Here is a 23,856-nt window from a genome sequence, read left to right on the forward strand (position 1 = left end):
CGATTGAAACGAAAAGTGGCGGCGTGGGACGACGAATTCCTCGTAAGCGTCATCTCACGATAATTAACTCACCCGATTCCCCTGCCCCTTCGGTGCTGTGTCGTGCAAATCTTGTGCGATGTGATATAAGTGGGGATGCAGCGGCACGGCTCGCAGGGGTTTCGCCGGATGGAGGCCATGCGTCTGGCGCAACACTGGCGCCGTCACGGCTTTTGTACGGCCCGCACGGCGGGCTTGAAACACCGGCCACGATCGTTTATATCAGCCTCAAATTCTTGGTCGGTATGACGAAGAGTGGGTCCACCCGGTCCCGCTCTTTTTTATTACCCGCCGATAACTTCGGAATAGAGCGACAGGATCTCAATGACTGCAACGGCAAGCGAGGGCGACGATCGCATCATCCGCGAAAGCGGCATTGATGCGCGCATCGCGCTGATCGTCCAGCCGGTTCTGCGCGGCATCGGCTTCCGCCTCGTGCGGGTGCATCTGTCGGGCCAGAACGGGCTGACGCTGCAGATCATGGCCGAGCGCGAGGACGGCACCATGACCGTCGAGGATTGCGAAGAGGTCAGCCGCGCGGTGTCGCCGGCGCTCGACGTCGACGATCCGATCGAAAAGGCCTATCATCTGGAGGTCTCGTCGCCCGGCATCGACCGGCCGCTCGTCCGCAAATCGGATTTCACGACCTGGACGGGTCATCTGGTCAAGATGGAAACCTCGATCGTGGTCGCCGACCGCAAGCGGTTCAAGGGCAAGATCGTCGAGGCCGGCGAAGACGATGTGCTGATCGAGCGCGAAAAGGCAGCCTATGGCGAGGAGCCGACGGTGCGTGTCCCCTATGACGCGATTTCCGAAACGCGCCTGATCCTGACCGACGATCTCATCCGCGATGCCCTGTCGAAGGACAACAGGGCGCGCAAGGAAGCAAAAAAACGTCGCGGCGAACCGGACGACGATGAGTCGGGTACGGAAGCGGACGCCACGGAAGAACACGAACAGGAACTATGATTGAGCTGCCGGGCGCGAAGGTCCGGCAAACAGGCTCGGGAGAAAAACGATGGTTGTAAGCGCCAACAGACTTGAACTGCTGCAGATCGCCGACGCGGTCGCGCGCGAAAAGTCGATCGACAAGTCGATCGTCATCGCCGCCATGGCCGATGCGATCCAGAAGGCGGCGCGTTCGCGTTACGGCCAGGAGACCAACATCCGCGCCGACATCAACCCGAACACCGGCGAGATGAAGCTGCAGCGGCTGATGGAAGTGGTCGAGAAGGTCGATGACTACGCCACGCAGATCGCCATTTCCTCGGCCCGCGAGCGCAATCCGGACGCCCAGCTCGGCGACTTCATCGCCGAACAGCTGCCGCCGATGGATTTCGGCCGCATCGCCGCCCAGTCGGCCAAGCAGGTCATCGTGCAGAAGGTGCGCGAGGCCGAGCGCGACCGCCAGTATGACGAATACAAGGACCGCATCGGCGAGATCGTCAACGGCACCGTCAAGCGCGTCGAATACGGCAACGTCATCGTCGATCTCGGCCGCGGCGAGGCAATCATCCGTCGCGACGAACTGATCCCGCGCGAAAACTACAAATACGGTGACCGCGTCCGCGCTTACGTTTACGACGTGCGCCGCGAGCAGCGCGGCCCGCAGATCTTCCTGTCGCGCACCCATCCGCAGTTCATGGCCAAGCTGTTCACCATGGAAGTGCCGGAAATCTATGACGGCATCATCGAGATCAAGTCGGTCGCCCGCGACCCCGGCTCGCGCGCCAAGATCGCGGTCATCTCGCGCGACAGCTCGATCGATCCGGTCGGCGCCTGCGTCGGTATGCGCGGCAGCCGCGTCCAGGCCGTCGTCGGCGAGTTGCAGGGCGAGAAGATCGACATCATTCCGTGGTCGCCCTCGGCGGCGTCCTTCATCGTCAACGCGCTGCAGCCGGCGGAAGTCGCCAAGGTCGTGCTCGACGAGGATGCCGAACGCATCGAAGTCGTGGTTCCCGACGACCAGCTGTCGCTGGCCATCGGCCGCCGCGGCCAGAACGTGCGGCTTGCTTCGCAACTGACCGGCTGGGATATCGATATCCTGACCGAGGCCGAAGAGTCCGAGCGTCGCCAGAAGGAATTCGTCGAGCGGTCGTCGCTGTTCATGGAAGCCCTCGACGTCGACGAGATGGTCGGCCAGGTGCTCGCCTCCGAAGGCTTCACCAGCGTCGAGGAAGTCGCCTATGTCGATTCCGGCGAGATCGCCTCGATCGACGGCTTCGACGAGGACACCGCTTCGGAAATCCAGACCCGCGCCCGCGAATATCTGGAGAAGATCGAAGCCGAACACGACGACAAGCGCAAGGCCCTCGGCGTCTCGGACGAATTGCGCGAAATCCCTGGCATCACCACCGCCATGATGGTGACGCTCGGCGAGGACGGCGTGAAGACGATCGAGGACTTCGCCGGCTATGCCGCCGACGACCTGACCGGCTGGAAGGAACGCAAGGACGGCGAAACCAAGGTATTCCCCGGCGTGCTGGCCAATCATGGCGTGACACGCGCCGATGCCGAACAGATGGTTCTGGCCGCCCGCCTTAAGGCTGGATGGATCACCGAAGACGAGCTTGCGGCCGAAGAAGAATCGGCTGACGAAGCCGTTGGTGCGTGAGGTGAAACCGCATCGCACCGAACCCGCCCTTGGACGAGATGAACGATCGCACCTGCATCGTCACCCGCAGACAGGCCGAACCGGATGATCTGATCCGGTTCGTCGTCGGCCCGGATTCGGTCGTCGTTCCCGACATCAAGAGAAATTTGCCCGGCCGAGGTTGCTGGGTGAGCGCCGACCGCCTACATATCGACAAGGCTGCGGCGAAGAACCTTTTCGCTCGCGCCTTCAAGGCACAGGTGGCCGTGCTGCCCGATCTTGGCGGCATGGTCGACGGGTTGCTTTCCAGATACGCTCTGGGCATGCTTGGTCTTGCCCGCAAGGCAGGCGCGATTGCGCTGGGCGCCACCAAGGTCGAGAGCGCTGTGCGCGGCGGATTGGCGCTTTTCGTGCTTCACGCGACCGAAGCGTCCGACGACGGTGTACGCAAGATCAGCCAGGCACGACGGGCGACAGTCCATCTCGGCGGCCCCGCAATCCTTGCCTACAAACTTTTCTCCGAGGCCGAGTTGAGCTTGGCATTGGGGGGTACAAATGTGATACATGCTGCCGTTCTCGCGGGAGACGCGGGCAGGGCGGTCCAGAAGCGCATGGTTGCGCTCGACCGGTATCGGGGCGGTTCCCCGGACGATCTGGCAATGCTTGCGGCTGTTGCTGACGAAGATGATGCCGCAGAGGATATGGAATGAACGATACGAAATCGGGTGACGACAATACGCTGAGTGTGACGCCGAAGAAGACCTTGACGCTGAAGCGCCCCGGTATGGAACAGGGCACTGTGCGCCAGAACTTCTCGCACGGCCGCACCAAGCAGGTCGTCGTCGAAACCAAGAAGCGCAAGTTCTCGATGCCCGGCGACAAGCCGGAGCCGGTTGCCGCTCCCGTCTTCACACCGAAGCCGGCGGTCGTGGCCGCACCCGCCGTCGTTCAGGAAGCGCCGAAGGCGCCACCACCCGCGCCGCCGGCCCCGGTCGAGCGCGGCGGCATGGTGCTGAACGAACTGTCGCGCAGTGAAATGGAAGCACGCCGCAGGGCGCTCGAGGGCTCGAAGGTTCGCGAGGTCGAAGACCGTCAGCGCGCCGCCGAGGATGCCAAGCGCCGCGCCGAGGATGAAGAGCGCCGCAAGCGCGAACGTGATGAATCCGCGCGCCGCCAGGCCGAGGAAGAGGCGCGGTTGCAGACCGAGGCCGAGTCCCGCCGTCGGGCCGAGGAAGAGGCGCGCCGCCGCGCGCCGCTGACCGCCGAACTTGCGACGGTCGACGACGAAGAACAGGCCAAGCCGAAGCGGACTGGTGCCGGTGCTCCGGTGCGCCGTCCGGTCACGCCCGAAGTGGCGCGTCCGGCCAAGCCGACCAAGAGCGAGGAAGACCGCCGCCGCGGCAAGCTGACCCTGAATTCAGCATTGTCCGACGAAGATGCGCGAGCCCGTTCGCTGTCGTCGATGCGTCGCCGCCAGGAAAAATTCAAGCGCGCGATGCACAATGAGCCTCGCGAGAAAGTCATGCGCGAAGTGATCCTGCCAGAGACGATTACCATTCAGGAACTGGCGCAACGCATGTCCGAGCGTGCGGTCGACCTGGTCAAGTTCTTCATGAAGCAGGGCCAGATTCTGAAGCCGGGCGACGTCATCGACGCCGACACGGCCGAACTGGTTGCCACCGAATTCGGCCATACGGTTCGCCGCGTCGCCGAATCCGACATCGAGGAAGGCCTCTTCAACATCGCCGACAATGCCGAGGACCTGGTGTCGCGTCCGCCTGTCGTGACGATCATGGGTCACGTCGATCACGGCAAGACCTCGCTGCTCGATGCCATCCGCAACGCCAACGTGGTCTCCGGCGAAGCCGGCGGCATCACCCAGCATATCGGCGCCTACCAGGTCGAGAAGGGCGGTCACAAGATCACCTTCATCGACACCCCCGGTCACGCCGCCTTCACGGCGATGCGTGCTCGTGGCGCCCAGGCGACCGACATTGCCATCCTGGTGGTCGCGGCCGACGACAGCGTCATGCCGCAGACGATCGAATCGATCAGCCATGCCAAGGCGGCCGGCGTTCCGATCATCGTGGCGATCAACAAGATCGACAAGCATGACGCCGATCCGCAGAAAGTCCGCTCGGAACTGCTGCGCCACGAGGTCTTCGTCGAATCCATGGGCGGTGAAGTTCTGGACGTCGAAGTGTCGGCGACCAAGGGCACGAATCTCGACAAGCTGCTCGAGGCGATCCTGCTGCAGGCCGAAATTCTCGACCTGAAGGCCAATCCGGATCGTACCGCCGAGGGCGTCGTCATCGAAGCCCAACTCGACAAGGGCCGTGGCCCGGTCGCCACCGTGCTGGTGCAGACCGGCACGCTGATGCCGGGCGATATCCTCGTTGCCGGCAACGAATGGGGCCGGGTGCGTGCGCTGGTCAACGATCGTGGCGCGCAGATCAAGGAAGCGCCGCCGGCGATGCCGGTGGAGGTGCTTGGTCTGCAGGGTACACCGCAGGCCGGCGACCGCTTCGCCGTGGTCAACAACGAGGCCCGCGCCCGCGAGATCACCGAATATCGCCAGCGTCTGGCGCGCGAGAAGGCGGTTGCCAAGCATGCCGGCCAGCGCGGTTCGCTCGAGCAGATGATGTCGCAGTTGCAGACGAGCGGGTTGAAGGAATTCCCGCTGGTCATCAAGGGCGACGTGCAGGGCTCGATCGAGGCGATCAACGCGGCGCTGGACAAGCTCGGCACCGACGAAGTGCGTGCGCGCATCGTCCATGCCGGCGCCGGCGCCATCACCGAAAGCGACGTGTCGCTGGCGGAGACTTCGGGTGCCGCGATCATCGGCTTCAATGTCCGCGCCAACGTCCAGGCGCGTGCCGCCGCGGCGGCCGCGGGCATCGAGATCCGCTACTACTCGATCATCTACAACCTCGTCGATGACGTGAAGGCGGCTCTATCGGGCCTTCTGTCGCCGGAGCGTCGCGAGACCTTCATCGGCAACGCGCAGATCCTCGAAATCTTCGACATCACCAAGGTCGGCAAGATCGCCGGCTGCCGTGTCACCGAAGGCAAGGTCGAGCGTGGTGCGGGCGTGCGCCTGATCCGCGACAACGTCGTCATCCACGAAGGCACGCTGAAGACCCTGAAGCGCTTCAAGGACGAAGTTTCGGAAGTCCCCGGCGGCCAGGAATGCGGCATGGCCTTCCAGAACTACGAGGATATGCGCGTCGGTGACGTCATCGAGTGCTTCCGCGTCGAGATGGTGACCCGGACGCTCTGAGTTCGAGTGACTTGTCCATACCGGGCGGTGGTCGAAAGGCCGCCGCCCAAGGTCTATTGAGAATGGCCCATATGAGACATGCGGCACGGTCCCATCCCGCGCCCCACGCTTTCAGGATCGAGAAAAATGCCCCGTCCAACCGCATCCAGCCCATCCCAGCGCATGCTGCGCGTCGCCGAACAGGTTCGCCATGCGCTGTCCGAGACCTTGCAACGCGGCGAGATCATCGATCCGCTGATCGAGAACACCGTGGTCTCGGTCTCGGAAGTGCGCATGTCGCCCGACCTGAAGGTCGCCACCGCTTTCGTCTCGCCGCTCGGCGCCAAGGATACCGATGCGGTGGTCGAGGCGCTGAACAAGCATGCGAAGTTCGTCCGTGGCCGGGTCTCGGGCGCATTGCGGCAGATGAAGTTCATGCCGGAGTTCCGCTTCAAGCTCGACACCTCCTTCGACAATTTCGCCAGGATCAACGACCTGTTGAAGTCGCCCGAGGTGGCGCGCGATCTGGGTCCTGAAGACCAGGACAAAGACGACAACAAGGACACCGAATAGTGGCGCGTCGCGGCAAGAAGAAAGGCCGGCCGATCTCGGGCTGGCTGATCCTGGACAAGCCGGTCGGCATGGGCTCGACCGAGGCCGTCTCCAAGATCAAATGGCTGTTCCAGGCGGAAAAGGCAGGCCATGCCGGCACGCTCGACCCGCTCGCCTCCGGCATGCTGCCGATCGCGCTTGGCGAGGCCACCAAGACCGTGCCTTACGTGCAGGACGGCGCCAAGATCTATCGCTTTACCGTGGCGTGGGGGCAGGAGCGCTCCACCGATGATCTCGAGGGTCCGGTGACGAAGGAGTCCGATCTGCGTCCGTCGGAGGCCGAGGTGCTTGCCCTGCTGCCGAAATACACCGGCATCATCATGCAGACGCCGCCACAATTCTCCGCCATCAAGATCGCGGGCGAGCGCGCCTATGATCTGGCCCGCGATGGCGCGACAGTCGATATTCCACCTCGCGAGGTCGAGATCGGCCGGCTCGATATTGTCGGGCACAACGCTGACCACACGGTTTTCGAGGTCGAATGCGGCAAGGGCACTTACGTGCGCTCGCTGGCCCGCGACATGGGCCGCGACCTCGGCTGTTTCGGCCATATTTCAGAATTGCGCCGGGTCGAGGTCGAGCCGTTCACGCCGGAGGATTTCGTCACCATCGCCGAGCTGGAAGCCGCTCGTTTCGGCGTGCGGGATGAAGACAGCTCGGAGGCGACGGATGTCGCCGACACGGCAGAAGCCTCCGGCATGACAGAAGCCATTGACGCGAGAGAAGCCGCTGGCGCGGTGGAAGCGCCAATCGACTTCGACGCCATCGATGCGCTTCTGGTCGATACGGCGGCCGCCCTCGACTGCCTGCCGCAGGTCGCCATCAGCGACGATGCGGCGACCAAGATCCGCCTTGGCAATCCAGTCATCATCCGTGGCCGCGACGCGCCGGTGGAAGCCGAGGAAGCCTGCGCCACGGCGCGCGGCAAGCTGGTCGCCATCGGTGCCATCGAGCAAGGCATGTTCAAGCCCAAGCGGGTCTTTGCCGGCTGAGGGCACTCATCTAATGTCCGCGGGATAGCGTTAGAGGGGCTCCATGGCAAAGGCTGAAGCGGTGAAGAAGCGGGCGCCGGTGAGGACGCGGCGGCCGCCGGTCGGTGCATCGCCGGGCACGCTGATCGCCGACCCGGCGGCTCGTCGCTCGGAACTGCGGCTGACCATGATCTCGCCGCAGAAATTCCAGACCATCGAAAACGCCAGCATCGACGACCTCAACACCCATTGCGACAAATGGCCGGTTATCTGGCTCGACTGCACCGGCCTCGCCAATATCCCCCTGATCGAGGAGATCGGCCGCATTTTCAGCCTGCATCCATTGGCGCTGGAGGACGTCGTCAACACCGGCCAGCGGCCGAAAGTCGATTTCTTCGAGGACCATGCCTTCGTCGTCGTCAGGATGATCGACGATGTCACGTCGCACCGCTATGAGCAGATCTCCGTCTTCTTCGGCAATAATTTCGTCGTCACCTTCCAGGAACGTGAAGGCGATCCCTTCGATCCCGTGCGCAAGCGCATCGAGAGTTCGGCGCCCAACCGGTTGCGCGCGCGTGGAGCGGACTATCTCGCCTATGCGCTGGTCGACGCCGTCGTCGACAGTTATTTTCCGCCGATCGAGGCGGCCGGCGAGTTGGTCGACAGCATCGAGGACGAGATGCTGCATTCGCCGGACAAGCATCAGATGCGGCAGCTGCATGAATTGCGGCGCGATGCCAATGTGCTGAAAGGGGTGCTGTGGCCCCTGCGCGACGCGCTGGCGACGCTCATCCGCAACGACGTGCCCTATGTGAAGGCCGAGACCAAGATCTTCCTCAACGACACACTCGACCATTCGCTCAGGCTGATCGAACTGGTCGAAACCCAGCGCGACATGCTGACCGGCCTGATCGAGATGCATCTGTCGCTGAGCCAGGCGCGCACCAACGACGTCATCAGCTATCTCACCATCGTCTCGGTCATCTTCATGCCGCTTACCTTCCTGGTCGGTATCTGGGGCATGAATTTCGATCCAGGGTCTTCGCCCTGGAACATGCCCGAGTTGAAGGCCTACTACGGCTATCCCCTATCGCTTTTGTTCATGGCGCTTGTCGCGTTCGGGCTGATTGCCTTCTTCAAATGGAAGAAATGGCTCTGACAAGGATAAAACCGGCCATTTCCGACCTGAAAAGCCGGCTTGTGAATTGGGCTGGTATTTTCCGGGGAATTGCACTATATGCGCCGCAGCACAGCGCTAAGGCGCTTTGCTAGTACCGGCCCCTGCTGGACGACATCCCGGCTGAGGGCGACCCGTTTCCTCAAACAGATAAGGAAAAACACGATGTCGATTACTGCCGAGCGCAAACAGGAATTGATGGGTGAATTCGCAACCGCCAAGGGCGATACCGGGTCTCCGGAAGTCCAGGTGGCCATCCTTTCCGAGCGCATCAAGAACCTGACCGACCATTTCAAGGACCACAAGAAGGATAACCATTCCCGCCGTGGTCTGCTCGCTCTCGTCTCCCAGCGCCGCAGCCTGCTTGATTATCTCAAGCGCAAGGACGACGCGCGCTACCAGACGTTGATCGAGAAGCTCGGTCTGCGCCGTTGACGAATTGACCGGCGGGCTTTCTTCGGAAAGTCCGCCGGTCGCGCATTCTGCCAGTCGCATCGACTGGCCAGACCCGGTTTCGATCGTGCAGAGGGCACTCGAAACCGCCCATGGACGGTCATGGGGCAGGATTGCAGGACGCTCGTGCGCGCTAGCCGCGCCGAAATTACCCGAGCTTCCCGTTGTCTTGCCCGTGGCTGCCCGAGAAAGGAAGCCAAGGGAAAGGGCATCCGCGCACCGTGAAACGGCGCGGCCCTTTCCTCATATTAAGGACAAGATATGTTCAATCACCACAAAGTGGAAATCGAATGGGGCGGCCGTCCGCTCATCCTCGAAACCGGCAAGATCGCGCGCCAGGCTGATGGCGCGGTGCTCGCCACCTACGGCGAGACCAAGGTTCTCGCCACCGTCGTTTCGATGAAAGAGCCGAAGCCAGGCCTCGATTTCTTCCCGCTGACCGTCAACTACCAGGAAAAGACCTACGCCGCCGGCAAGATCCCGGGTGGCTATTTCAAGCGTGAAGGCCGTCCGAGCGAGAAGGAAACGCTGGTTTCCCGCCTCATCGATCGCCCGATCCGCCCGCTCTTCGCCTCGGGCTACAAGAACGACACCCAGATCGTGGTCACCGTCGTCCAGCACGATCTCGAGAACGATCCCGACATCCTGTCGATCGTTGCCACCTCGGCTGCCCTGACCCTGTCGGGCGTACCCTTCATGGGCCCGATCGGTGGCGCCCGCGTCGGTTACATTAACGGCGAATACGTGCTCAACCCGCACGTCGATGAGATGCAGGAATCGAAGCTCGACCTGATCGTCGCCGGCACGACCGACGCCGTGCTGATGGTTGAGTCCGAAGCCAAGGAACTCGGCGAAGAGCTGATGCTCGGCGCCGTCATGTTCGGCCACAAGGGCTTCCAGCCGGTCATCGACGCCATCATCAAGCTGGCCGAAGTCGCCGCCAAGGAGCCGCGTGATTTCACCGCGCCGGACTATTCCGCCCTTGAAGCCGAGATGCTGAAGATCGTCGGCGACGAGCTCAGCACTGCCTACAAGAACGTCGACAAGCAGAAGCGCTATGCCGCCGTCGACGCCGTCAAGACCAAGGTCAAGGCCGCGTTTGCCCCGGCCGAAGGCGAGGACGCCAAGTACACCTCCGAGCAGATCGGCACCGTGTTCAAGGAACTCCAGGCCAAGGTGGTGCGCTGGAACATCCTCGACACCGGCTCGCGCATCGACGGCCGTGACCTCAAGACGGTCCGCAAGATCGTCTCCGAAGTCGGCGTCCTGCCGCGCACCCATGGTTCGGCGCTGTTCACCCGCGGCGAGACCCAGGCGCTGGTCGTTGCCACGCTCGGCACCGGCGAGGACGAGCAGTATGTCGACTCGCTGACCGGCATGTACAAGGAGAAGTTCCTCCTTCACTACAACTTCCCTCCCTACTCCGTCGGTGAGACCGGCCGCATGGGTTCGCCGGGCCGCCGCGAAATCGGCCATGGCAAGCTCGCCTGGCGCGCCATTCGCCCGATGCTGCCGAGTGCCGACCAGTTCCCCTACACGCTGCGCGTCGTCTCGGAGATCACCGAGTCCAACGGCTCGTCGTCGATGGCCACCGTCTGCGGCACCTCGCTGGCGCTGATGGATGCCGGCGTGCCGCTGGCCAAGCCAGTCGCCGGTATCGCCATGGGCCTGATCAAGGAAGGCGAGCGCTTCGCGGTTCTGTCCGACATCCTGGGTGACGAAGATCACCTCGGCGATATGGACTTCAAGGTCGCCGGCACCGCCAACGGCATCACCTCGCTGCAGATGGACATCAAGATCGAGGGCATCACCGAGGAGATCATGAAGATCGCGCTGGACCAGGCCAAGGATGGCCGCCAGCATATCCTCGGCGAGATGGCGCACGCTCTGACCGGCGCGCGTTCGGAACTCGGTGAGTTCGCGCCGCGCATCGAAGTGATGCACATCCCGACCGACAAGATCCGCGACGTCATCGGCTCGGGCGGCAAGGTCATCCGCGAGATCGTCGAAAAGACCGGCGCCAAGATCAACATCGAGGACGACGGCACGGTCAAGATCGCTTCGTCCAACGCCAAGGAGATCGAGGCGGCGAAGAAGTGGATCCACACCATCGTTGCCGAGCCGGAAGTCGGCGAAATCTACGAAGGCACGGTCGTCAAGACCGCCGACTTCGGCGCTTTCGTCAACTTCTTCGGTCCGCGCGACGGCCTCGTCCACATCTCGCAGCTTGCCAACGACCGGGTCGCCAAGACCTCGGACGTGGTCAAGGAAGGCGACAAGGTCTGGGTCAAGCTGATGGGCTTCGACGAGCGCGGCAAGGTCCGCCTGTCGATGAAGGTCGTCGACCAGGCCACCGGCAAGGAACTTGCCCGCGACAAGAAGACCGAAGGCGAAGAAAACGCCGCCTGATCGGTCTTGAGGTCATGAATCGAAACGGGCGCGGCTTATGTCGCGCCCGTTTTCATTTTCGGGCTGTAGAGACAGACTTCATTTCGAGATCGAAAAATGTCCGCCGAGCCGCTGAAGACCCTTTTTCATCCCTTTGAGGCCGAGGCCGTTCCTCTGCCAGGAAAGGGTAATCGCGTCCTGTTTCTCGGCGCCGAACCGGGTTTTCGGCTGCCCGAAGGCTTCGAGGCCGCGCTTCATCTCGTGCAGGGCTTCCGGCCGCATTTTCGCGCGCTGCAGGCCTCCGGTGTCATCGTCACCGCGCAGGCGGAAGGCGACGGCTTCGACATGGCACTCGTGCTGGCTGGTCGGCATCGCGGCCTGAACGAAGTGCGCATCGCGCAGGCGTTTGAGCGCGTGGCGCCGGGCGGACTGGTCGTCGTTGCCGGCGGCAAGGACGATGGTATTGCCAGCCTGCGCAGGCGCGTTGACGAGCTTGTGCCGCTTGAGGGTCATCTACCGAAACATCACGGCATCGCCTTCTGGTTTCGCCGTTCCGCCGATCTGGCCGCCGCAGAAGAATTGCGTGCCGCCAATCCCGCCTTGCTGGTCGAAGGCCGGTTCCATACCGCGCCCGGCATGTTTTCCTTCGACCGGATCGATACCGGCTCGAAACTGCTGGTCGAAAACTTGCCCAATGATCTGCGTGGCAGTGTTGCCGATTTCTGCGCCGGCTGGGGCTATTTGGCCGCCGAGATAGCCGCCCATTCACCCGGCATTCTGGCGCTCGACCTCCATGAGGCGGATTTCGCCTCGCTCGAAGCCGCGAAGCTCAATCTGGCAGGGGTTAGCCAGTCGATCGCCAGGAACTTCTTCTGGACCGATCTGCTGAAAGAACCGGTCGAGAAGCGCTACGACGCGATCGTCATGAACCCGCCCTTTCATCGCAGCCGTGCGGCCGAGCCCGAGATCGGCGCCGGCATGATCCGCGCTGCGGCCAAGGCCTTGAAGCCAGGCGGGCGGCTGTTCATGGTCGCCAACCGCCAGCTTCCTTATGAGCCGATCCTGTCGGCGGCCTTTTCGAGCCATGCCGAACTCGCTCGCGACGGCATGTTCAAGGTGCTTGCCGCGCGGCGTTGATACAATGCGTAGCGTTTAATGCAGATTGGCGACGCGCCGGACCTCGTCGGTGACATGCGAGTCGCCAACCCTGAACTTGAGTGGTGCCGGCCGGCCGAACAGATAGCCTTGCACCACCTCGCAGCCAGCCGCCCTGAGCAGCGTCGCCTGGCTTTCGGTCTCGACGCCTTCGGCAATGATGCTGACGCCGAGCGCCCGCGAAAGCCCGACGATGGTCGAGACGACCGCGCCGGAGCTGGAATCGGTATCGAGGCGGCTGACGAAGGACCGGTCGATCTTCAGCTTGCCGAAAGAGAAATCGATGAGATAGCTCAAATTGGAATAGCCGGTGCCGAAATCGTCGACGGCGACCGAGATGCCCATGTCCGCAAGCTGCTTCAGGATGGCGGCGGCGCGGTCGCGGTCCTGCATCATCGCCGTCTCGGTCACTTCCAGCTCCAGCCGCGACGGCTTGATGCCGGTGCTCGTCATGGTATCGCGCACGGTACCGACGAAGTCCTTGGTCATGAACTGCACGGGCGAGATGTTGACGGCAACGAAGCAGTCGTCGGGCAGATGCCGGGCGTCGCTGCAAGCCTTGCGCAGCACCCATTCGCCGATCGGGCCGATCATGCCGGTTTCCTCGGCGATCGGGATGAATTCCATCGGCGGGATCATGCCGCGTTCGGGATGCCGCCAGCGGATCAGCGCTTCATAGCCGACGATGCGGCCGGTCGGGAGGTCGAGCTGCGGCTGGTAGTGAAGATCGAAGTCACCGCGCTCGAAAGCTGTATTCAGTTCGGATTCGATCCACTGGCGATGATCGGCGACCCTGCCCATTTCGGCATGGAAGACAGACCAGTTGCCGACGCCGCTGGCGCGGGCATTCTGCAGCGCCAGATTGGAGCGGCGCAGGATGAGGACGGGATCGACACCGTCCTTTGGCATCGCCACGATGCCCACCGAAAGGCTGACCGATTGCAGGTGCGTGCTGAGTTCATAGGGCTCCATCATCTCGTCGATGAGCCTCTCGATGGTGCTTTCCAGCGACCCGGACACCTGATTGTCGGGGAGTAGAACCGCGAATTCACCGGCGCCGATGCGTCCGATCAGCGCCCGCTGCGGCACGCACGTTCTCAAGCGGTTGGTGAAGGCGCGGATCAACTCGTCGCCCTGGCTGTAGCCGATGGCGTCGTTGATCTGCTTGAAGCGATCTATATCGATGTCGATGAGGAACATCGGCTCGCCGGTCCGGCTTGTCGAGCACGCCGCCTCGGCAATCTTGCCGACCATCGCCGGACGCGCCAAAAGACCCGTCAGTTTGTCGAAATGGGTTTCCGTGAAGACGAAATCCGCCGATTCGTCGACGCCGGCGAAGAAGGACATCGCGGCTGCCGACGCCGCCAGTGCGCAAAGCGCGGCCATCACCGCGACCATCATGTCCGCGGAGATGCCGGCAAAGCCATCGCCGAGACCGAGCTTCAGGCCCCAGAGTCCGAGGACGAAACTGCCGAGGCCCGAGCTCGCTATGGTGAGCAGCCGGAACACCGGTGTTCGCTTCGGGTTGCTGACGGCGGACATTGAAAAGATCCCCAGAGTACGGGGCTTTCTAGCGGATATGTCCTTAAAATGAGTTTCCGCGAATGCGTCTAATTTTATTGGAGCGAAAGTATTTCTTGAGAGGGTTAAAGCGCGTCGGGTTGAAACGGATTCCGTCGGCGCATTTTAAGCTTTTGTTTTATAAATGTCGTTGTCCCAAAACCACCGCGCACTCTTGGGCGACATGCATTAGTCTCGTCCACCGTCGGTCTGCTTCAATTCGTCCAGCGTAGGCATGGAAACGATGTGATAGCCGGAATCGACGTAGTGGATTTCGCCGGTAACGCCGGAAGAAAGATCGGACAGTAGATAAAGCGCGGAGCCGCCGACCTCGTCGATGGTCACCGTACGACGCAGCGGCGAGTTGCGCTGCTGGTAGGAGAACATGTGGCGGGCGTCGGAAATGCCGGCGCCGGCAAGCGTGCGCACGGGTCCAGCCGATATGCCGTTGACCCTGATGCCGCGCGGACCGTAATCATTGGCGAGGTAGCGCACACTGGCCTCCAGCCCTGCCTTGGCGACGCCCATGACGTTGTAGTTCGGCATGACGCGGACCGACCCCGCATAGGTCAGCGTGATCATCGATCCGCCGTCCTGCATCAGGGCGGCGGCATGGCGGGCGATCTCGGTAAAGGAGTAGCAGGAGATCACCATGGTGCGGACGAAATTGTCCCGGCTGGTGTCGGCATAAAGGCCTTTCAACTCGTTCTTGTCTGAAAAGCCGATGGCGTGGACGACGAAATCCAGCCCGCCCCATTCCTTGCCCAGGGTCTCGAACGTCGCGGCGACCGAAGCGCTGTCCTCGACGTCGCACGGCACCACCAGCGAGGCACCGAGCTTGTCTGCCAGCGGCTTGACCCGGCGCCCGAAGGCATCGCCCTGATAGGTGAAGGCGAGTTCCGCCCCATGTTCGGATAATTTCCGGGCGATGCCCCAGGCGATCGAATGATCGTTGGCGACACCCATGACAAGCCCGCGCTTGCCCTTCATCAATCCGTCCATGGCCGCCAATCCTTATTAAAAAAAACGCTGGCCTTATGCGGAATAGCGCTGGAAAACGAGCGTTGCGTTGGTGCCACCGAAGCCGAACGAATTAGACAAGACAGTGTCGATCCTGGCGTCGTCGATGCGCTTTCGCACGATCGGCATGCCCTCGAATTCGGGGTCGAGGGTCTCGATATGGGCGCTTTCGCCGATGAAACCGCCCTGCATCATCAGGATCGAGTAGATGGATTCCTGCACGCCGGCCCCGCCCAGAGAATGGCCGGTCAGCGATTTTGTCGAGGTGATGTAGGGCATCTTTTCGCCGAACACCTCGCGGATCGCGCCCATTTCCTTGGAATCGCCCACCGGCGTCGATGTGCCATGGGTGTTGATGTAATCGACCGGCGTGGAAACCGTGGCCAGTGCCTGGCGCATGCAGCGGACCGCGCCCTCGCCTGACGGGGCAACCATGTCGTAGCCATCCGAGGTCGCGCCGTAGCCGACGATCTCGGCGTAGATCTTGGCGCCGCGCGCCTTGGCATGCTCAAGCTCTTCCAGCACCAGCACGCCCGCGCCGCCGGCGATGACGAAGCCGTCGCGATTGGCGTCATACGCGCGAGAAGCGGTCGATGCCTTGTCGTTAAACTTCGACGACATGGCGCCCATGGCGTCGAACAGGTCCGACATCGTCCAGTCGAGATCCTCGTGGCCGCCGGCAAAGACTATGTCCTGCTTGCCCCACTGGATCAGTTCGTAGCCATTGCCGATGCAATGCGCCGAGGTCGAACAGGCCGAAGAGATCGAATAGTTGACGCCGTGAATCTTGAACCAGGTGGCAAGCGTTGCCGATGCGGTCGACGACATCGCCTTCGGCACCGCGAATGGACCGATACGCTTGGGACTGCCGTTCTTCAGCGTGGTCTCGGCTGCCTCGAAGATGGTGCGGGTGGATGGTCCGCCCGATCCCATGACGATGCCGGTGCGCTCATTGGTGATGTCGCTCTCTTCGAGGCCCGCATCCGCGATCGCCTGGTCCATGGAGACGTGGTTCCAGGCCGCACCTTGGCTCAGGAAGCGCATCGCCCGGCGGTCGATCATGGCGGATGGATCGAGCGTCGGCGCGCCCCAGACCTGGCATCGGAAGCCATGCTCGGCGAACGAATCGGAGAAACTGATGCCGGATCTGGCGTCATGCAGCGAGGCTTGCACTTCGTTGGCATTGTTGCCGATCGACGACACAATGCCGAGGCCTGTGACTACGACACGTCTCATTCGCAACTCCTTCCAGGGATGCTGGCCAGGAGGCTGGCCAGGGCTGCGGTCAAACGACCGCCGACTGCTTGGACAGACCGACCTTCAGGTCCGTTGCCGCGTATATGGGCTCGCCGTCCGCCTTTAGCCAGCCATCGGCGATGCCGAGCACCAGCCGGCCTCGCATCACGCGCTTGAAGTCGATGCCATACTCAACCTTTTTCACCGAGGGCGTCACCATGCCCTTGAATTTCACTTCACCGGTCGACAGCGCCATTCCCTTGCCGGGTTCGCCGAGCCAGCCAAGATAGAAGCCCGTCAATTGCCACATGGCGTCGAGGCCGAGGCATCCCGGCATGATCGGATTGCCGATAAAATGGCAGGCAAAGAACCACAGGTCGGGCTTGATGTCGAATTCCGCGCGGATGAAACCCTTCTCGAAGGCGCCGCCCGTCTCGCTGATCTCGGTGATACGGTCGAACATCAGCATGGGCGGATAGGGAAGCTGGGCATTGCCCGGTCCGAACAATTCGCCGCGGGCGCAGGCCAGCAATTCGTCGTACTCGTAGCTGGATTTACCCGGCATCAATCTCTCCCCATATCGTTCCGGGCTATCGGGCGCCCTTGTCGTTGGTTTCCTAACACAATCTGTTTCAGGCCGGAAACCGGCGTTTGCGCTTAACCTGCTCGTCTGCCTGGGTCAATGCGCGCTATTGATCGCATTCGGGCGACAGAATATATGTCGGCGGAGGCCCGGTTTCGGCAGACGTTCATTTTTTTGCCATTCTGGGCGTGTCTTGGGGCGGAACTGTGGGGTTCGACAAGAAGATGGACCTGGACGGCCGGAAGGAAAATGTCGCTGTGGACAAACGGGTCCGTGAAGCCGGCCTGAGGCCGACGCGTCAGCGCATTGCGCTGGCCGACCTGCTTTTCGCCAAGGGCGACCGTCATCTGTCGGCCGAGGAACTGCATGAGGAGGCCGTCGCCGCCGGCGTGCCAGTATCGCTGGCCACCGTCTACAATGCCCTCCACCAGTTCACCCAGGCGGGACTGCTGCGCATCCTCGCCGTCGAGGGCGCCAAGACCTATTTCGACACCAACACCTCCGACCATCACCATTTCTATATCGAAGGCGAGAACCGCATATTCGACATCGACAGCGGTCCGGTGACCGTTGCCAACCTGCCGGAGCCGCCGGAGGGGATGGAAATCGCCAATGTCGACATCGTGGTGAGGCTGCGCCCCAAGCGCCGCGAATGAGCGGCGAGGGATTGAAGCCGCTTGATCTGACGATACGGCTCGAATGGGCAATCGTTGCGGTGGGCGCCTTCGTATTCTATGCGTCGATCGGCGTTTCCTGGTGGCTCTTCGGATTGCTTGTCCTGGCGCCTGACCTGTCGATGTCAGGCTATCTGGCGGGACCGCGCGTCGGTGCCCTTGCCTACAACGCCTTGCATATTCTGATCGTGCCCGTGCTGCTGCTGCTCGCCGGGCACATGGAGGGCAATGCGACCGCGGTGGCGGTTGCGCTGATCTGGATCGCCCACATCGCCATCGACCGTGCGCTGGGCTACGGCCTGAAGCTGCCAACCGGCTTTCAGGACACCCATCTCGGCCGCATCGGGCGCTAAACCACCACCGCGACTCTTCGAGATGTCGCGGTCAAAGGGGTAAAAATCAGTTCTTGACCCGCTCGCCGGGGTAGGCGCCCCAGACGATCGACTGGGCAAGCCAGCCGGTGTGGCCATCGAACGTCATTTCGCACCACTGGCCATCGCAGGATTTGATCGTGCCCATGACGCCCGGCTCGACCATCGCGACCACCCTTGCGTCCTTGTCGGGGCTGTTGAGAAGATTGATCTGGGCGCCCTTGCCGCGCTGCCACGGTGCGACGATTGCCGTGCGCCGGCCGGAAAGCAGCGACTGGTTGATCCAGCCTTCCGACCCATCGGCATCGCGCACGCGGCGCCATGTATCGAATTCTTGGATGATCTCCATCGGCAGGCCGGCCTTCATATACATCCAGTCGACCGAGTAGTTGGCGCCGGGGCCGACGCGCGAGTTGACGCGGCCGGATTTCAGGCTGACGAATCGCGGCAGCGGCAAACCGCTCGGCCCGAGCGTGACGACGCTCTGCGCGGGTGCCGCCGCGCTCTGCGCCGCGGCAAGCGGAGAATAAAGCAAAGCGCCGAGAAGTGCTGCGCTGAGGGTCAGGCGAAACGACGCGAAACCAGACACTTTCATTCCTTTCGGCGCTTGCCTGGCGGCAGCGGCGCCCCTTTTTCTTTGTCTTCGGCGGCACCGCTTGTTACATGAGGTAATCGGTACCGCGACCGGCTTTCAGTTTCGCCGGTCTTGGTTAAAGAGGTCTCAACGAGATCGGGGTACGAGGAAACAATGGTAGGCAAAAAGAAGCCTCTCGTCGTCATCACGCGAAAGCTGCCCGACCCGGTCGAGACCCGCATGCGCGAACTGTTCGACGCCCGGCTGAATGTCGAGGACAGGCCGATGACGCAGCCGGAACTGGTGGCGGCGGTCAAGGAGGCCGACGTGCTGGTGCCGACGGTGACCGACCACATCGACGCGGCACTGATCGCCCAGGCCGGCGACAACCTCAAGCTGATCGCCAATTTCGGCAACGGCGTCGACAAGATCGATGTCGAGGCCGCGGCTAAGCGGGGCATCACCGTCACCAACACGCCCAATGTGCTGACCGAGGACACGGCCGACATGACCATGGCGCTGATGCTGGCGGTGCCGCGGCGGCTGGCGGAAGGAGCCAACGTGCTCACCGGCGACAAGAAATGGGCCGGCTGGTCGCCCACCTGGATGCTTGGCCGGCGCATCTGGGGCAAGCGGCTGGGCATTGTCGGCATGGGGCGCATCGGCACCGCCGTCGCCAGGCGGGCCAAGGCCTTCGGCCTGTCGATCCATTACCACAACCGCCATCGCGTGCTGCCGGCCGTCGAAGACGGGCTGGAGGCGACCTATTGGGAAAGCCTCGACCAGATGCTGGCCCGCATGGACATCATTTCGGTCAATTGCCCATCGACGCCGGCAACCTTCCATCTGCTTTCGGCGCGGCGGCTGGCGCTGCTGCAGCCCACGGCCTATGTCGTCAACACCGCGCGCGGCGACATCATCGACGAGGAAGCACTGGTCAAGCTGATCCAGGACGGCAAGATTGCCGGCGCCGGCCTCGATGTCTACGAGCACGAGCCGGCTTTGAACGGCAAGCTGCTGAAGCTCGCCGCCAAGCACAAGGTCGTGTTGTTGCCGCATATGGGCTCGGCGACGCTCGAAGGCCGCATCGACATGGGCGAAAAGGTCATCATCAACATCCGCGCCTTCGTCGATGGCCATCGCCCGCCGGACCGCGTGCTGCCACTGCGAACCTGACGCAATCGAAACGCAGATGAAAGACCGGGCTTACACAAGCACCTTGCGCATGGTGATCGAGGTCGGCCTGTCGTAGCCCTCATGCGCCGTCCGTTCGGTCTCATAAAAGCCGAAGCGGGCAAAGGCTGCATGGTTTCCGGTCAGCTCGATCCGCGTCTGAAGCTCGATTGCCACCTTGCCGTGGCTGCGGGCAAAATCTTCGACCGCCTGCATCAGCCGCCGGCCAATGCCCTGTCCCTGCCAGTCCGGCGCGATGGCGAGCTTGCCGACATAGAGTTCCGCCGGCCTTTCAAGGGCAAAGATACAGCCGACGATCCTGTCGCCGTTGAGTGCCACGAAGCCGGTCTCCCGCCGAGCCTTGTCCCGCAGGCTGTCCGCGGTCAGCAGGTGGGCGGAGGAGGGTGGGTCGATAACCCCGTCCATCGAGGCGAAGGCACGCATGATCAGTGCGAGCACATCGTTCCAACGGTCGAAATCGGCCGGAATCTGCGCAATGGAGACAGCTTCGGTCCGCTCCACGCAGTCAGTTTCTCTTGTAGCGGATCGTGTCGAAGCGCGCCGCCAGCCCATCATAGAGCAGCAGCCTGCCGACCAGCGGCTCGCCGACGCCGGTGATCAGCTTGATCGTCTCCATTGCCTGCAGCGTGCCGACGACACCGGTCAGCGCACCAAGCACGCCGGCTTCGGCACAGGACGGCACCAGGCCAGGCGGTGGCGCCTCGGGAAACAGATCGCGGTAGCCCGGATTGGGCTTGCCGTCCTTGCCGTCCTCGAATGGCTTCAGCACCGTGACGGAGCCGTCGAAGCGTCCGACAGCGGCATGCACCAGCGGTTTCCCAGCGTTCGCGCAGGCATCGGCCACCACATAGCGGGTTTCGAAATTGTCGGAACCGTCGACGACGATGTCATAGCCGGCGACGAGGGCGGGGGCATTGTCCGTGGTCAGCCGGAACGTGTGCGTTTCGACAAAGGTGTTGGGATTGATGCGGGCGATTGCCGCCTCGGCGCTATGGGTTTTCAGCATGCCGACACTATCGGTGCCGTGAATGACCTGACGCTGCAGGTTGGAAAGCGAAACGGTGTCGTCATCGACCACGCCGAGCGTGCCGACGCCGGCGGCGGCAAGATATTCAAGCACCGGCGCGCCCAGCCCGCCGGCGCCGATGACCAGCACTCGCGCCTGCTTCAGCCTCTGCTGGCCGGCGCCGCCGATCTCGGGCAGCACGATGTGGCGGGCATAGCGTTCGATCTCGTCGGCGTTCAGGGCGGCAGGGGTCATCGCCGGATCATATAGCGGCTGAAAAACCTTGTCAGGGGCTAATCCATGACATGCATAAACCTGCGGCGGGTCGCCCAAAAGTGCGAAGCGGTTCTGGGATGATGACCTATGCAAGCGTCAAATATCTAGATCGTTGGCCCAACCGTGCCGTGGTCGACAGTCAGGAATTGCGCACGCCCCTTGAGACTGGAAAACAGCGCCGCATCGGTTCCGGTCATGAACACCTGGCAGTTCAATTCCTCAAGGATGGAAAACAACGCCGCGCGCCGCCCGCCATCGAGATGCGCGGCGATCTCGTCGAGCAGCAGGATAGGTGTCATGCCCGACATTTCGCCGGTCAGCCGGGCATGCGATAGCACGATGCCGACCAGCAGCGCCTTTTGCTCGCCTGTCGAACAGAGCTCGGCCGGCATCGCCTTGGGACGGTGCCGAACCACCAGATCCGAACGGTGTGGCCCTTCGAGCGTGCGCCCGGCGGCGCGGTCGCGGTCGCGTCCCTCGGCAAGCGTCCTGCGGAAGCGCTCTTCGACATCGACTGCTGGCATGCTGGAAACCTCGGCCTCCAGATCCCCCGAAAGGCCGATATCGGCCTGCGGAAATGGCCCCGTGTCGGGCAGCCTGTCGATCATGGCGGCGAGCAGGCGCACCATCTCGGCCCGTGCCGCGGCGATCGCCACACCGGTCTCGGCCATCCGCGTCTCGATCGCGTCGAACCAGCGGTCGTCCCGGGATCCTTCGGTAAGCAGTCGGTTACGGCCACGCATCGCCTTTTCGTAATCGATCGCACGTTGCCCGTGGCCGGGGTCGATCGCAAGCACCAGCCGGTCGAGAAAGCGCCGTCGATCCGCGGCCGGTCCTGTGAACAAGGCGTCCATCGCCGGTGTCAGCCACACGACGCGCAGCCATTCCAGCATGTCCTCGGCCGAACGTGCCGAAGCTCCGTTGATGCGCACCCGCCTGCCGCCTTCGCCGGGGCTGTCGCCGCCGGAAATGCCTGTTCCGATCTCGACTTGACCGTCAGCTCCGTCGAGCCGGGCATGCAGGGCAAAGCCGCCATCGCCACCCTCACGCGCGACATCCGCATAAGGGGCGCGGCGCAAGCCACGCCCCGGTGTCAAAAAGGAGATCGCTTCGAGGAGATTGGTCTTGCCGGCACCATTGTCGCCGGAAAAAACCACGGCACCCGGCGCCAGATCGATCGTCAGCGCCGCGTAGTTGCGAAAATTAGTAAGCGTAAGCTTACTTATGTAGGTCTGTGCCGGCAACCGCTATCCGCCTGTAGAGCGGTTCATCGTTTCACGTAAACGCCGAACGGCCCTATCTCTTTGTTTTGACGCAATTCCGGACGGAAAACCGTTTCACACTTTTCCTGGAATTGCTCTGGAAGTCGCCGCAACCATGGTTCTCATAGCCGGTCCCGGCCGCAGAGCCGGATTGATGACTCGGCCTAGGCTACACCCGCATCGGCATCAGCACATAGAGTGCGGTTTCGTCGGCCATGTCGTGGATCAGCGTCGGCGAACCGGCGTCGGCCAGCATGAACTTGGCCTCGGTGCCGGTCAGTTGCGCGGCAACGTCGAGCAGATACTTGGCATTGAAGCCGATTTCGATCGGATCCGACGAATAGTCGGCTGCGAGTTCCTCGGTGGCGCTGCCTGAATCCGGATTGTTGACCGCAAGCGTCACCTGACCCTCGCTGATCGAAAGCTTCACCGCGCGGCCGCGTTCGGAAGAGATGGTCGAGACGCGATCGACAGCGGCGGCAAAACTCTGGCGGTCGATGATCAGCTTTTTGTCGTTGCCGGTCGGAATGACCCGCTGATAATCGGGGAAGGTGCCGTCGATCAGCTTCGAGGTCAAAATTACGCTGCCGATGGTGAAGCGGATCTTGGTGTCCGACAGTTCCGTGGTCACCGCGACGTCCGGATCGTCCACCAGCTTCTGCAGCTCGCTCACCGTCTTGCGTGGAATGATGATGCCCGGCATGCCCTCGGAACCCGCCGGCGCGTCGATTTCGGCGCGCGCCAGGCGGTGGCCGTCGGTCGCCACCGAGCGCAGCTTCAGCTTGCCGCCGACCTCATGCGTGTGCAGGTAGATTCCGTTCAGATAATAGCGTGTCTCCTCGGTGGAGATGGCGAACTGGGTCTTCTCGATCAGGCCCTTCAGGGCAACCGAGTCGAGACGGAAGATATGCGAGAACGATCCGGCCGAAAGCTCGGGGAAGTCGGATTGTGGCAGGCACTGGAGGCGGAAGCTTGAGCGGCCTGACGTCACCGTCATGGCGTTGCCGTCCTCGTCCGTCTTCAGCATCACCTCGGCGCCGTCGGCGAGCTTGCGAACGATGTCGTAGAGCAGATGTGCCGGAACCGTCGTCGCCCCGCCGCGCTCCACCTTGGCGGGCGTCGCTTCCGTCACCTCGAGGTCGAGATCGGTCGCCTTCATTTCAAGGCTGGCGCCTTCGGCGCTGAGCAGCACGTTGGACAGGATCGGTATGGTGTTGCGCCGCTCGACCACACGGTGGACGTGGTTGAGCGACTTCAGGAGGTTTGACCGTTCCAGGATAACACGCATGACGAAACAGGCTCGCTTGAATGAATGACGGGGCACCAATGAGCGGCGTCCCGCGAAAGGTCTGAACAGGCTCAGAATCTGCGTAAACTGACAGGAAAAAACCGGCAAACGCAAGCCCGCGCCACCGGTAAGGGTCGGCTGCGCGGGCTTTCTGGGGATAAAGGG

At 62.7% G+C, this 23,856-nt stretch carries 22 protein-coding genes; 13 read left to right on the plus strand and 9 right to left on the minus strand.

The features are described 5' to 3' along the window. Positions 1 to 363 precede the first annotated feature (363 nt). The 10 genes from rimP (at position 364) to NKG99_RS18585 (ending at position 12,629) form a co-directional block, all read left to right on the plus strand. Positions 364 to 1,008 (plus strand): ribosome maturation factor RimP, encoded by a 645-nt coding sequence (gene rimP / locus NKG99_RS18540; protein WP_352870138.1) that lies wholly within the window; start codon positions 364 to 366, stop codon positions 1,006 to 1,008. A gap of 49 nt (positions 1,009 to 1,057) precedes the next feature. Further along, positions 1,058 to 2,653, plus strand: coding sequence for a transcription termination factor NusA (nusA, locus tag NKG99_RS18545; protein ID WP_352870139.1), 1,596 nt, complete (start codon positions 1,058 to 1,060; stop codon positions 2,651 to 2,653). 38 nt (positions 2,654 to 2,691) lie between these two features. After that, positions 2,692 to 3,342, plus strand: coding sequence for an RNA-binding protein (locus NKG99_RS18550; protein ID WP_352870140.1), 651 nt, complete (start codon positions 2,692 to 2,694; stop codon positions 3,340 to 3,342). After that, on the plus strand, positions 3,339 to 5,912 hold the full coding sequence (gene infB, locus NKG99_RS18555) for a translation initiation factor IF-2 (protein WP_352870141.1): 2,574 nt from the start codon (positions 3,339 to 3,341) through the stop codon (positions 5,910 to 5,912). The genes NKG99_RS18550 and infB overlap by 4 nt, the downstream gene beginning before the upstream one ends. A 126-nt stretch (positions 5,913 to 6,038) precedes the next feature. After that, entirely contained in the window at positions 6,039 to 6,464 is a 426-nt protein-coding gene (gene rbfA / locus NKG99_RS18560; protein ID WP_352601443.1) for a 30S ribosome-binding factor RbfA, read from the plus strand. After that, the gene (gene truB / locus NKG99_RS18565) at positions 6,464 to 7,495 is read left to right on the plus strand and encodes a tRNA pseudouridine(55) synthase TruB (protein ID WP_352870142.1); all 1,032 of its coding nucleotides are present in this window, start codon (positions 6,464 to 6,466) and stop codon (positions 7,493 to 7,495) included. The genes rbfA and truB overlap by 1 nt, the downstream gene beginning before the upstream one ends. Before the next feature lie 43 nt (positions 7,496 to 7,538). Further along, positions 7,539 to 8,633: a magnesium/cobalt transporter CorA gene (corA, locus tag NKG99_RS18570; RefSeq protein WP_352870143.1), complete on the plus strand. Its 1,095-nt coding sequence runs from the start codon at positions 7,539 to 7,541 to the stop codon at positions 8,631 to 8,633. A gap of 78 nt (positions 8,634 to 8,711) precedes the next feature. Continuing rightward, entirely contained in the window at positions 8,712 to 9,086 is a 375-nt protein-coding gene (gene rpsO / locus NKG99_RS18575; RefSeq protein WP_352870144.1) for a 30S ribosomal protein S15, read from the plus strand. A gap of 279 nt (positions 9,087 to 9,365) precedes the next feature. After that, the gene (gene pnp / locus NKG99_RS18580; protein ID WP_352870145.1) at positions 9,366 to 11,513 is read left to right on the plus strand and encodes a polyribonucleotide nucleotidyltransferase; all 2,148 of its coding nucleotides are present in this window, start codon (positions 9,366 to 9,368) and stop codon (positions 11,511 to 11,513) included. A 96-nt stretch (positions 11,514 to 11,609) separates the two neighbouring features. Further along, positions 11,610 to 12,629: a class I SAM-dependent methyltransferase gene (locus NKG99_RS18585; protein WP_352870146.1), complete on the plus strand. Its 1,020-nt coding sequence runs from the start codon at positions 11,610 to 11,612 to the stop codon at positions 12,627 to 12,629. 15 nt (positions 12,630 to 12,644) lie between these two features. Here NKG99_RS18585 and NKG99_RS18590 read toward each other — a convergent pair whose 3' ends face one another. The 4 genes from NKG99_RS18590 to fabA all read right to left on the minus strand — a co-directional run bounded on the left by NKG99_RS18590 (position 12,645) and on the right by fabA (position 17,028). Continuing rightward, entirely contained in the window at positions 12,645 to 14,189 is a 1,545-nt protein-coding gene (locus NKG99_RS18590; RefSeq protein WP_352870147.1) for a putative bifunctional diguanylate cyclase/phosphodiesterase, read from the minus strand. Positions 14,190 to 14,396: 207 nt separating this feature from the next. Then, the gene (gene fabI, locus NKG99_RS18595; protein WP_109666399.1) at positions 14,397 to 15,209 is read right to left on the minus strand and encodes an enoyl-ACP reductase FabI; all 813 of its coding nucleotides are present in this window, start codon (positions 15,207 to 15,209) and stop codon (positions 14,397 to 14,399) included. 33 nt (positions 15,210 to 15,242) lie between these two features. Next, complete coding sequence (gene fabB / locus NKG99_RS18600) at positions 15,243 to 16,463, minus strand: beta-ketoacyl-ACP synthase I (protein ID WP_023758107.1); 1,221 nt, start codon at positions 16,461 to 16,463, stop codon at positions 15,243 to 15,245. 49 nt (positions 16,464 to 16,512) lie between these two features. Then, positions 16,513 to 17,028 carry a 3-hydroxyacyl-[acyl-carrier-protein] dehydratase FabA gene (gene fabA, locus NKG99_RS18605; RefSeq protein ID WP_352870148.1) on the minus strand — a complete coding sequence of 172 codons (516 nt, stop codon included), beginning with the start codon at positions 17,026 to 17,028 and terminating at the stop codon, positions 16,513 to 16,515. Between the two features lie 242 nt (positions 17,029 to 17,270). Here fabA and irrA point away from each other — a divergent pair, with 242 nt between their 5' ends. Together irrA and NKG99_RS18615 are read left to right on the plus strand one after the other, a co-directional pair. Next, positions 17,271 to 17,702, plus strand: coding sequence for an iron response transcriptional regulator IrrA (irrA, locus tag NKG99_RS18610; RefSeq protein ID WP_024503471.1), 432 nt, complete (start codon positions 17,271 to 17,273; stop codon positions 17,700 to 17,702). Next, positions 17,699 to 18,073 (plus strand): DUF4260 domain-containing protein, encoded by a 375-nt coding sequence (locus tag NKG99_RS18615; RefSeq protein ID WP_352870149.1) that lies wholly within the window; start codon positions 17,699 to 17,701, stop codon positions 18,071 to 18,073. Before irrA ends, NKG99_RS18615 begins: the two co-directional genes overlap by 4 nt. Before the next feature lie 46 nt (positions 18,074 to 18,119). Here NKG99_RS18615 and NKG99_RS18620 read toward each other — a convergent pair whose 3' ends face one another. Further along, the gene (locus NKG99_RS18620; RefSeq protein WP_352870150.1) at positions 18,120 to 18,680 is read right to left on the minus strand and encodes an SH3 domain-containing protein; all 561 of its coding nucleotides are present in this window, start codon (positions 18,678 to 18,680) and stop codon (positions 18,120 to 18,122) included. A 159-nt stretch (positions 18,681 to 18,839) separates the two neighbouring features. On the opposite strand from NKG99_RS18620, the gene NKG99_RS18625 reads away from it, so the two are divergent. After that, positions 18,840 to 19,841 (plus strand): 2-hydroxyacid dehydrogenase, encoded by a 1,002-nt coding sequence (locus NKG99_RS18625; protein ID WP_352870151.1) that lies wholly within the window; start codon positions 18,840 to 18,842, stop codon positions 19,839 to 19,841. A gap of 30 nt (positions 19,842 to 19,871) precedes the next feature. Here NKG99_RS18625 and NKG99_RS18630 read toward each other — a convergent pair whose 3' ends face one another. The 4 genes from NKG99_RS18630 to dnaN all read right to left on the minus strand — a co-directional run bounded on the left by NKG99_RS18630 (position 19,872) and on the right by dnaN (position 23,691). Further along, the gene (locus tag NKG99_RS18630) at positions 19,872 to 20,360 is read right to left on the minus strand and encodes a GNAT family N-acetyltransferase (RefSeq protein ID WP_352870152.1); all 489 of its coding nucleotides are present in this window, start codon (positions 20,358 to 20,360) and stop codon (positions 19,872 to 19,874) included. A gap of 4 nt (positions 20,361 to 20,364) precedes the next feature. Then, positions 20,365 to 21,120, minus strand: coding sequence for a molybdopterin-synthase adenylyltransferase MoeB (locus NKG99_RS18635; RefSeq protein ID WP_352870153.1), 756 nt, complete (start codon positions 21,118 to 21,120; stop codon positions 20,365 to 20,367). A gap of 125 nt (positions 21,121 to 21,245) precedes the next feature. Beyond that, on the minus strand, positions 21,246 to 22,385 hold the full coding sequence (gene recF / locus NKG99_RS18640; protein WP_352870154.1) for a DNA replication/repair protein RecF: 1,140 nt from the start codon (positions 22,383 to 22,385) through the stop codon (positions 21,246 to 21,248). A 187-nt stretch (positions 22,386 to 22,572) separates the two neighbouring features. Next, on the minus strand, positions 22,573 to 23,691 hold the full coding sequence (gene dnaN / locus NKG99_RS18645) for a DNA polymerase III subunit beta (protein ID WP_352629705.1): 1,119 nt from the start codon (positions 23,689 to 23,691) through the stop codon (positions 22,573 to 22,575). Positions 23,692 to 23,856: the final 165 nt, after the last annotated feature.

The organism is Mesorhizobium sp. M1409 (assembly GCF_040317535.1).
In the GTDB taxonomy this organism is placed as follows: domain Bacteria; phylum Pseudomonadota; class Alphaproteobacteria; order Rhizobiales; family Rhizobiaceae; genus Mesorhizobium.